We start from the raw sequence: 12,485 nt of genomic DNA, 5'->3' as shown, positions 1-12,485 counted from the left end.
GCCGAATATGAAGTTCAAGTTTCCTCTGTTGTTAACCACCCTTTTTGGGGTGATTAGTATAACTTCACCAATAAAAGCTAATGCGACAGATACCGATAACGACGGTGTACTAGACGTTGTAGATGTCGATATTGATGGCGATGGCCTAATCGAAATATCTACCCTTGCCCAATTTAATAATATCCGTAACAACGAAGGCGGCACGGCATACAACGACGGTGGCGGTGATAACGCGACAGGTTGTGGTAACAATGTGGATATACTGGCTTGTTTTGGCTATGAGTTAACTGCCGATTTAGATTTCGATGAAAACGGTAACGGCGATTTAACCGATGATAGCTACTGGAATGCTGGTGCTGGCTTTACTCGCATTGAGCGCTTTAGCGGTACGTTAGATGGCAATGGCCATAGCATTTCTAACCTAACAATTAATAAAGCGACTTCGGATAGAACGGCACTATTTCGTATCATCAACGGCGTAACGATTAAGAATTTATCACTGTTAGATGCCAATGTTACAGGTCGTACTGAAGCCGGTATTTTAGCGGCAAAGACTGAATTTACTAACACCAGTTATTTTGAAAATATCACAATTACTGGCTCGTTAACTGGCGTCAAAGAAATGGGCGCTTTAGTCGGTGATTTTTCACAAACAGGTGAAATTTCAAACGTACATATTGACGCTGATATTACCGCGACAGGCGACAGTGTCGGCGGTTTTTTAGGTTACGTAACCTATCCAATCAATATTGAAAACTCAAGCTTTAAGGGCAGCATTACCGGTGATGAAGAAGTGGGTGGCTTTATTGGTTATGGTGACCAAGTTAATGTCGCCGACAGTTCAGTCGCAGTAAATATTGATGCAACCAACGACAACGTTGGTGGTATTGCTGGTGATGCCCAAGGCATATCAAGCCTCGAGCGCGTTGTTGTTACAGGCTCAATTAGTGGTGACCGTAATGTCGGTGGCTTATTCGGTGAAGCAACCTTAGCGACAAGTGCATCTGATGTGCTTGTCACAGCAAGTGTGCAAGGTAATGATGTCGGCAGTACCGGGGTTTCACGCACTGGTGGCCTCGTCGGTTTGTTAAGTAATGATTTGACTCTTGGTCATGTTTTAGTCACCGGCGCGATATCGAGTGTCATCGATAATGATTCAACACTAGGCGCGTTAGCTGGCTACAGCGCAAGCCACACAGTGATAACTACAACGTCAGTGTGGGACTTCGAGAAAACCGGTACAAACCAAACGCTTAATGATATTGGCGATGGCTACGCATCAGCAGATATTAACTGCCCTACGTCAGTTTCCGATGCGGCGTGTTCAACAAATCCATACAGCGCCTGGACGAGTAGCAACTGGGATTTTGGCTCTGATAGCCAACATCCTGTATTGAAAATCGGTGGTCAGTCATACAGAGATACAGATGGTGATGGCTATTTCGATTTTGAAGATGCATTGGATGCTGACCCTACAGAGCACTTAGATGCTGATAATGATGGCGTTGGCGACAATGCCGATGCCTTTCCTAATGATGCAGCAGAAACAGCTGACAATGACAATGATGGCACGGGTGATATTGCCGACTTAGATGACGACAACGACGGTATTGCAGATGCATCAGATATTGACGCGGATGGTGACGGCTTAATTGATATTTCAACCCTCGCTGAGCTAAACAATGTGCGAAATAACCTCGGCGGCTTCGCTTATAACGACGGCAATGGTGATGTCACGACAGGATGCGGTAATGGTAACGATGTTTTAGCTTGTTATGGTTATGAATTAGTTAATGATTTAGATTTTGATGAAAATCAGGATGGCATCAATAACGATAGTTTTAACACAGGTGAAGGCTGGACACCTATTGGTGATATTAACACCCCATTTATCGGTATCTTCAACGGTAATAACTTCACAATCTCAAACCTTTATATCAACAACACCACTTTATCAGGCGATGACGACAGCCTGGGTTTATTCGGTCATGCTGAAAATGCCACTATCGAAAACCTTCACGTTGATGGTCAGGTAACGGCTAGCGGTTATTACGTAGCCGGTCTCGTAGGTTATATCTATGGTAGCACCCCAAGTGTTATGACCAACATCTCGTTTAAGGGCACAGTCACCAGTAATCAAGGTGGTGCTTATGCCGGCGGTATTGCAGCTCGTGTTAGTCAAGCTAGCGTTAAGCAATGTTTAGCGACTGTTGATGTAACAGGCCAAGGTGATGCCGGTGCATTTGCAGGCGAGTTAGCAAATGGTAGCGTTGAAAACTGTCTGGTTAACGGCTTAGTCATTACCTCTGGCAGTGTGGGTGGCGGCTTTATTGGTAACCTGACCAGTTCAGATGTCACCAATGTTGCTGCTCATGTCAGGGCTGAGGCGAGTATTGCTGTCGGCGGATTAATTGGTAGTGTTGCTAACGCAGCTTCAAGTATCACCAATAGCTACTCCACTCTTTCTGCCAAGCAAGCAATTAATAAAGGCGGATTAACTGGTTCTGGTTTAGGTACGGTCACGGATTCTTATTGGGATACTGAAGCTAGTAATATGGACACCAGTGGCTCAGGTACTGGCTATACCACAGCTGAATTACAAGCACCTGTTGCAAACGTGGGCATTTATGCCAATTGGGATGAAGCCTACTGGAACTTTGGCGCATCAAACCAATATCCTGCGCCAATTATTAATGGCGTGGTTTACCACGATAGAGACAATGACGGTACACCTGACACGTTAGATGCTTTCCCAGATGACTCAGCAGAAAGTGTCGATTCAGATAATGACGGTGTCGGTGACAACGCTGATGCATTCCCAAATGATCCAACAGAGTGGTCTGATGCTGATGGCGATTTAATTGGTGATAACTCAGACCCTGATGCCGATAACGATGGCGTTGCTAATGGCTCAGATCTTTATCCATTTGATGCGACAGGCTCAACTGCTGCGCACGATGTTGATATTGACGATGATGGCTTAATTGAAATCTCAACCTTGGCACAACTACACGCGATGCGTGATGACTTAACTGGTAATAGCTTAAGTGGTGTTACCGCGGGTTGTGCAGGCTTAACTGACGGCACAGGTTGTATTGGTTACGAGTTAACGGCTGATTTAGATTTCGATACAGATGGTGACGGCGATCTTTCAGATGAAACCTACTACAACGCAGGTGAAGGTTGGCAGCCTATTGGTACTTCTGATGACCGCTTTGCCGCCAACTTCAACGGTAATGGTTTCACCATTCATAATCTATTTATTAATCGCCCAGATGAAGACTACCAAGCGCTATTAGGTTATGTGGGTACAGTTAGTGTCACCAATATTAATATCGACGGTGATTTAACTAGCGTCACCGGCTTGAATAACTCAGCATTCTTAATTGCGCGAAACAGCAGTTCTGATTCAGCTGTACTGAGCAATATTAGTGTGCAAGGTACTATCCTTGGTAATGATGACAGCGGCTTAGTTGCGGGTAGGCTTTATAACCTAGATGCAGATCAAGTTCATGCACAAGGTAATATCACGTCAATTTCTATTACTGGTGATGCTGGTTCGGACACCGGTGGTTTGTTTGGTCAATTATCAGGTACCAACACATTAGATAACGTGAGCTTTGAAGGCGATATTCAAGCCATTACTTCTGCTGGCGGCTTAATTGGTGATGCTGAAAGCGTCACAATTAATGATAGTTACGCCATTGCAGATATCACCCTGATTGATGCGGCTGGCATTGAGACTGATATTGAAGTTGCAGGCGGCCTTATCGGTAAGATTGAAGGCACAAGCGTATTAACTCGAGTATTTGCTCGAGGTAGCATTACCGCTCCTACCATTTTGGGTGGCTTAATTGGTGATATTGATGGCGTAACAGAGATTATCGACTCATTCGCTGATGTTTCACTGTTAGGTGACTCGGTTATTGGTGGTATCGCTGGTGACTTAAATGCCAACGCAACCTTTACGCGCGTGTTAGCCGTTGGTTCGATTAATACCAATGATGGCCAAAATACCAATACTGGTGGCCTTTTAGGTTACAGCGCGTCAAATACATTAGCAGTGAATTATGCCCTTTGGGATACCGAAGCAACAGGCATCTCAACCACATTTAATAACTCTGGGGTTGGATATACCTCTTACGAACTTAAGTGCCCTATTACGCCGTACGATGCTGACTGTAGCAGCACAGCTTACACAGATGATTGGTCTTCAGAAAACTGGGACTTTGGCACCTCCGAACAATACCCAGCGTTGTTATTAAGTGGCAATTTATACCGCGATGCTGATGCTGACGGTTACTGGGCATTTGAAGATGCATTTGATAACGATGCATCTGAATACCTAGATTCTGATAGCGATGGTTTAGGCGATAACACTGACATATTCCCTAATGATCCAACAGAGCAATACGACACCGATGGGGATGGTGTAGGCAACAATGCTGATACAGATGATGCCGGTGACTTGATCACTAGCTATGGCTTAAACGGTATTGCTTCAGCTTATGTGCATAACGGCGATAGAGAAATTTATATTACTGATGCCATTGCCCATGATAACGGCGTGTATTTGGTAGGTAGTTCATATCACAACACCCTTGATGAAGAGAGCGGTGTGATCATTGATGTGGACAACACGGGTGCAATTAATACTGACTTCGGTGACAGCGGCATTCTTTATGCACTATACGATGAAGTAGAAACCCATTTTGAAGTCGCACTTACCGCTGAAAATGGCATCAAAATTACTGGCGAAAAAGACAATCAAGTCTTTATCGCTCAATACGATGCAACAGGTGCGCTTGATACTAGCTTCAATGAAACGGGTATCTACGACAACGAAGATAACTTAATTGTTGATGGTGTAGACGTTGCCTCAACATTATCTGATGGCAGTACCGTCGTTTACGGCAAATACACCTATCAGAACTTTGGGCATAAGTTTAGCGCCGATGGTACGCTTGATAGCAATTTTGCTAATGCTGGCAGCCTGACAATTGGCACCCCTGCATTGGGTAGCGCCATTTATGTAGAAGATGCCATTGTGCTTGCTGATGATAGCCAAGTACTGGCGATGAAAAAGCAAGATCGCACGTTCTACCTGACCAAAATTGATGTCGACGGCAATGTAGATACCAGCTTTGGTACCGATGGTGAGCTCGCGCTTGATAGCGATATGCTCAGCCGCTCAATTAAATTAGCCAAAGATGCCGAAGGCAATATTTACGCTGCAGGCACATCATTTGATGTACCTAAACGACTCAGTGTACTGAAAATTGTTGATGGCGAACTTAACAGCACATTTGCTGACAATGGCTATTCGGCCAACGATTTTGACGAAAATGTTAGCGTCTGGAATGTTCAAGATATTCATGTGCAACGTGATGGCCGCATACTGGTATTGAGCGGTGTAGAGGCTGATTATGCCCACGTTGTTCGTTTCACTGAAAATGGTGAGTTAGACAGCCAGTTCAATACCTTGGGTTACGTAAAACTAGATGTTCAAGATTACGACCCAATCAAATTAATCGTTCAAGACGACGGTAACTTGATAATCGCTGGCTCTGACTGGAATGGCTTTGGTATTCACCTAGTCAACATGCTTAACGACTTCGACCTTGATGGCGATGGCTTAACCAACGCTAATGATCTAGATGATGATGCAGACGGTGTCGAAGACATCAGCGATGCATTCCCTCTAGACCCAACTGAAACGCTAGATTCAGATAGCGATGGCGTGGGTGATAACTCAGATGCCTTCCCAACGGATCCAACTGAAACGTTAGATTCTGATAACGATAACGTCGGTGATAATGCTGATGCATTCCCGAACGATCCAACTGAAACGTTAGATAGCGATAAAGACGGTGTGGGCGACAACGCTGACGCATTCCCAATGGATCCAACTGAAACGTTAGATAGTGATAACGATAACGTTGGTGATAATGCAGATGCCTTCCCGAACGACCCAGCTGAAACGCTGGATAGCGATAACGACGGCGTAGGTGATAACGCTGACGCATTCCCGAATGACGCCTCTGAAACGCTGGATAGCGATAACGACGGTGTAGGTGATAACGCAGATGCCTTCCCGAACGACCCAGCTGAAACGTTAGATAGCGATAAAGACGGTGTGGGCGACAACGCAGATGCCTTCCCTAATGACGCCTCTGAAACTGTCGATTCAGATAGTGATGGCGTGGGTGATAATGCAGATGCTTTCCCGAACGACCCAGCTGAAACATTAGATAGCGATAACGACGGCGTAGGTGATAACGCAGATGCCTTCCCTAATGACGCCTCTGAAACACTTGATTCTGATAACGACGGTGTTGGTGATAATGCAGATGCCTTCCCGAATGATCCTGCTGAAACGTTAGATAGCGACAACGACAGCGTAGGTGATAACGCAGATGCCTTCCCATACGACAGCAGTGAGTGGTTAGACTCTGATAGCGATGGTCTGGGTGACAATGCTGACGTTTTCCCTAATGATCAAACAGAGCAATATGATACTGATGGTGATGGTATTGGTAACAATGCTGATACCGATGACGCCGGTGACCTAATCACAAGTTATGGCTTAAACGGTATTGCTTCAGCTTATGTGCATAATGGCGATAGAGAAATTTATATTACTGACGCCGTTGCTCACGATAATGGTCTGTATCTGGTGGGTAGTTCTAGTCACAACACGCTCGATGAAGATAGCGGTGTGATCATAGATATTGATAGCACAGGCGCAGTTAACACTGAATTCGGTGAAAATGGTGTGCTTTACGCGCTTTACGACGAGGTACAAACCAACTTTAAATTGGCGCTAACCACTGAAAACAGCGTTAAAGTGACTGGCGAAAAAGACAATCAAGTCTTTATCGCTCAATACGATACAACAGGCGCCATAGACACAAGCTTCAATGAAACAGGTACCTACGATAATGAAGACAACTTAATTATCCGTGGGGCAGATGTTGCTTCAACATTGTCAGATGGCAGCACGGTAGTTTTCGGTCAGTACACCTATCAAAACATTGGTCATAAATTTAGCCCCGATGGCACACTTGATACCAATTTTGGTAATGCTGGCAGCCTGACAATTGGTGAGCCAGAAATAGGTAGTTATATCTATGTGCAAGATGCCATCGTGCTTGATGACGATAGCCAAGTGTTAGCAATGCAGAAACAAGATCGCACTTTCTATCTGACCAAAATTGACGTTGATGGCAACATTGATACTAGCTTTGGTACCAATGGTGAACTAGCGCTTGATAGCGATATGTTTGCCCGCTCTATTAAGCTAGCAAAAGATGCTGAAGGTAATGTTTATGCAGCTGGCACAACCTCAAATGTCAGCGAACGCTTAAGCTTACTGAAAATTGTTGATGGCCAACTTGACGGCTCATTTGCCGACAATGGCTATTCGGCCAACGATTTTGACGAAAATGTTAGTGTCTGGAATGTTCAAGATATTCAGGTTCAACGTGACGGTCGCATACTGGTATTGAGCGGTGTAACGGCTGATTATGCACACGTTGTTCGCTTTACTGAAAATGGCGAGTTAGACAGCCAGTTCAATACTTTAGGTTATGTAAAGCTAGATGTTCAAGAATATGACCCTATCAAAATAATCGTTCAAGACGATGGTAACTTGATAATCGCCGGCTCAGACTGGAATGGTTTTGGTATACACCTAGTCAACATGCTTAACGACTACGATCTAGATGGCGATGGTTTAACCAACGCTAATGATCGAGATGATGATGCTGATGGTGTCGAAGATATCAATGATGCATTCCCTCTAGACCCAACTGAAACCCTGGATTCAGATAATGATGGTATCGGCGACAATACTGATGCATTCCCATTTGATGCTAATGAAACAGTTGATTCCGACAACGACGGCTATGGCGATCAATCAGATGCCTTCCCTTACGACAGCAGTGAGTGGCTAGACTCAGATAACGACGGTGTGGGTGATAACGCAGATGCATTCCCGAATGACGCTAATGAAAGTGTTGATTCCGACAACGATGGCTATGGCGATCAATCAGATGCCTTCCCTTACGACAGCAGTGAGTGGTTAGATTCTGATAACGACGGCGTAGGTGACAATGCGGATGCCTTCCCGAATGATGCCTCTGAAACGCTAGATTCAGATAACGACGGTGTGGGTGACAATGCAGATGCCTTCCCTAACGACGCATCTGAAACGCTAGATTCAGATAACGACGGTGTGGGTGATAACGCGGATGCCTTCCCTGCTGATCCTACTGAAACAAAAGATTCAGATAATGATGGCGTGGGTGACAATGCAGATGCCTTCCCGAATGACGCCTCTGAAACCTTAGATTCAGATAACGACGGTGTGGGTGACAATGCTGATGCCTTCCCTAACGACGCATCTGAAACCAAAGATTCAGATAACGACGGCGTGGGTGACAATGCTGATGCCTTCCCTAACGACGCATCTGAAACCTTAGATTCAGATAACGACGGCGTGGGTGATAACGCGGATGCCTTCCCTACCGATCCAACTGAGACCTTAGATTCAGATAACGACGGTGTGGGTGATAACGCAGATGCATTCCCTACTGATCCAACTGAGACCTTAGATTCAGATAACGACGGCGTGGGTGACAATGCAGATGCCTTCCCTACTGATCCTACTGAAACCAAAGATTCAGATAACGACGGCGTGGGTGACAATGCGGATGCCTTCCCAACTGATCCATCTGAAACATTAGATTCAGATAACGATGGTGTGGGTGATAACGCAGATGCTTTCCCTAACGACGCTTCTGAAACGAAAGATTCAGATAAGGACGGCGTGGGTGACAATGCAGATGCATTCCCTAACGACGCATCTGAAACGCTAGATTCAGATAACGACGGTGTGGGTGACAATGCAGATGCATTCCCTAACGACCCGACTGAAACCTTAGATTCAGATAACGACGGTGTGGGTGACAATGCAGATGCCTTCCCTACTGATCCTACTGAAACCTTAGATTCAGATAACGACGGTGTGGGTGACAATGCAGATGCATTCCCGAACGACTCATCTGAAACAAAAGATTCAGATAACGACGGTGTGGGTGATAACGCAGATGCATTCCCTAACGACGCATCTGAAACCAAAGATTCAGATAACGACGGTGTAGGCGATAACGCAGATGCCTTCCCTAACGACGCATCTGAAACATTAGATTCAGATAACGATGGTGTGGGTGATAACGCAGATGCCTTCCCTACTGACCCAACTGAAACACTAGATTCAGATAACGATGGTGTGGGTGATAACGCAGATGCTTTCCCTAACGACGCATCTGAAACACTAGATTCAGATAACGATGGCGTGGGTGACAATGCAGATGCCTTCCCTAACGACGCATCTGAAACCAAAGATTCAGATAACGACGGTGTGGGTGATAACGCAGATGCCTTCCCAACAGATCCGACTGAAACGAAAGATTCAGATAATGATGGCGTGGGTGACAATGCAGATGCCTTCCCAACAGATCCAACTGAAACCAAAGATTCAGATAACGATGGTGTGGGTGACAACACAGATGCTTTCCCTACTGACCCGACTGAAACCAAAGATTCAGATAACGACGGCGTGGGTGACAATGCGGATGCATTCCCAACTGATCCAACTGAAACCTTAGATTCAGATAACGACGGTGTAGGCGATAACGCAGATGCTTTCCCTAACGACGCATCTGAAACCAAAGATTCAGATAACGACGGCGTGGGTGACAACGCAGATGCATTCCCTAACGACCCGACTGAAACCTTAGATTCAGATAACGACGGTGTGGGTGACAATGCAGATGCATTCCCTAACGACCCGACTGAAACCTTAGATTCAGATAACGACGGTGTGGGTGACAATGCAGATGCATTCCCTAACGACGCATCTGAAACGCTAGATTCAGATAATGATGGTGTAGGTGATAACGCAGATGCATTCCCTAACGATCCAACTGAAACCTTAGATTCAGATAACGACGGTGTGGGTGACAATGCCGATGCCTTCCCGAATGACGCCTCTGAAACACTAGATTCAGATAACGATGGTGTAGGTGATAACGCAGATGCATTCCCTAACGATCCAACTGAAACGTTAGATACCGATAATGATGGCATTGGTAACAACGCCGATGATGACGATGACGGTGACGGCGTTCTTGATATCAATGACCCTAACCCGCTAACCCCAGGCGAGTCAGACACTCAAGCACCTGTGATTAGTAATGTTGAAAGCATGACATTTGAAGCTACGGCCGAGTTAACTCAAGTACAAGTGCCTGAGCCAACGGTGTCTGATGATAATGACGCTTCACCTTCGCTAACAGTTGATACTGATAACTTTACCTTTAGCTTAGGCGAGCACGTTATCACCTGGACTGCGACCGATATATCGGGCAATGAATCGAGTGCAGAGCAAATCATTAAGATTGTTGATACTACTGCACCAAGCTTTGACGATCTAAGCGACATATCGATTAATGCTCAGGGACGTTTAACCAATATTGCTGACTTAGTTTCAATATCAGCAACAGACTTGGTAGACGGTGACATAGCAGTAAGCATTATGAGCGACACCCTACTCACGTCTGGTAGCCATATTGTTCAGGTAGAAGCAACTGACGCCCTTGGCAACATAGCGGTGTCATCATTCAATCTTGATATTGTGCCAATGCTCACTCTGCCTTCACAACGTCCTGTAGAGGCTGGTGGCGAGTATCGAGTCAATGCTTATTTAAGTGGTGAAGCAGCTAATTACCCAGTACAAGTCTCATATAGCTTGCTGGTAAATGGGCTTGTTAATAATCAACTAGTTGCAGACATTGAAGCAGGTCAAGTTGGCCAACTCAATGTTCTCATTCCTGAAGGCGTTACTAACCAGGATCAATTGCAGCTTCAGCTAGACTTTGGTGTAAACGCATTTATTGGTAATGCCAACACAACTGAATTAACAGTGATTGAACGCAATGCCGCACCAAGAATGAACCTAACAATGCATCAAGATGGTCATCTAGTTAGTGTTATCGACGCCAATGCAGGTATGGTTACTATCACAGCGAATGTACGTGATATTAACCAAAACGATACCCATACCCTGATATGGTCAAGTGTTGATGGACTCGTTGATGCTGACATTGATGATAGTTTGATGACTTTCGAGGTAGACCCAAGCTTACTGCAATCAGGTGTATATCAAGTTAATGCTATTGCCACTGAAGCCAATACGAGTGACGCACTTGCCGTCACTCGCACAGCGCAACTAGTCATTGCAGACTTACCAGCGCTAAGCAGTGATGCAGATTCTGATAATGATGGTGTCTCTGATAGTGATGAAGGCTATGCAGATAGCGACGGCGACGGTATTGCTGATTATTTAGATAATGATAGCAACACCACGCGCATACCAACTCAAAGTGATGCAGAGCCTGCACACACAGAAGATGGGTTATCAATGACCCTTGGTTTATTTGCAGCTCGACTTGGTGTTACCGCAGGCACAGCTAGTTTTGCTATTGAAGACCTAGCTGCGCTGTTACAAGCAGGTGATGCTGACCCACAAGATGAGTATTTTGACAGCATTACGCCTGTTTATAACTTCATCGTTAACGGCTTGAGTGAGCATGGTGGTTCTGCAGCAGTGGTCATTCCATTAGCTAAAGGTCAAACGCTGCCAGCTGACGCAATCTACCGTAAGTACAGCCCATCACTAGGCTGGTATAGCTTTGTTGTTGATGCTCGTAACACCATTAGCTCGGCGTTAGCAGATGAAAACGGTAACTGCCCTCTCGTAAATGATGCAGCTTATACTCAGGCTTCGGCTCAAGGATTAGTTGAAGGCAATAACTGTATTCGACTGCTCATTGAAGACGGTGGCCCTAACGACATCGACGGACAAGTAAATGGAGCAATTGAAGATCCGGGCGTAGTGACCGTACAAAACGGTACTCCTCCGGTAAACACTGCACCATCGCTAGTAGTTGAGAGTCATAACAGTGAAGTTGAAGAAAACAGCAGTATTACCCTGACAGCAGTCGGTAGTGATGCCGAAGATGACTCACTGACGTATCAATGGCAGCAGTTATCAGGCCCAACTGCGGTACTTGAGAATCAAACCTCTCATCAACTGACGCTAACAACACCTGAAGTCAGCGGTGATGAAGTCATTGAGCTTCAAGTTACGGTATCTGATGGCGAATTAAGCTATTCAGTAACCACCAGCTTAACCGTAACCAACAAAGCTGAGACTGAGCCTGAACCAGAAGAGCCGACACAACCAGAAACAAACACAAATAGTGGTGGTGCCTTGGGCGTATGGTGGATGTTACTGATGTTAGTTGCTCTAAAACGAAGAAGGTACAAATAGGAAAATAATAAAACACATAGATAAGCCCGCAACACTTCAAACCTAGCGGCTCTCCTTAGCTAGATTGCCATCTTCTCGATTACCGCAA

The 12,485-nt window shown here is 45.4% G+C and carries 1 protein-coding gene; it reads left to right on the top strand.

Annotation, left to right across the window (positions count from 1 at the left end; all coding sequences use genetic code 11):
* Positions 1-7: 7 nt before the first annotated feature.
* Positions 8-12,397, top strand: coding sequence for a thrombospondin type 3 repeat-containing protein (locus tag G3R49_RS19990; protein WP_210147177.1), 12,390 nt, complete (start codon positions 8-10; stop codon positions 12,395-12,397).
* Positions 12,398-12,485: the final 88 nt, after the last annotated feature.

The sequence above is a fragment of the Shewanella sp. WXL01 genome, from assembly GCF_012263345.1.
Taxonomy (GTDB): Bacteria; Pseudomonadota; Gammaproteobacteria; order Enterobacterales; family Shewanellaceae; genus Shewanella; species Shewanella maritima.
Note: the sequence above shows the minus strand (reverse complement) of the source record. Positions and strands in the feature narration are given on the sequence as shown.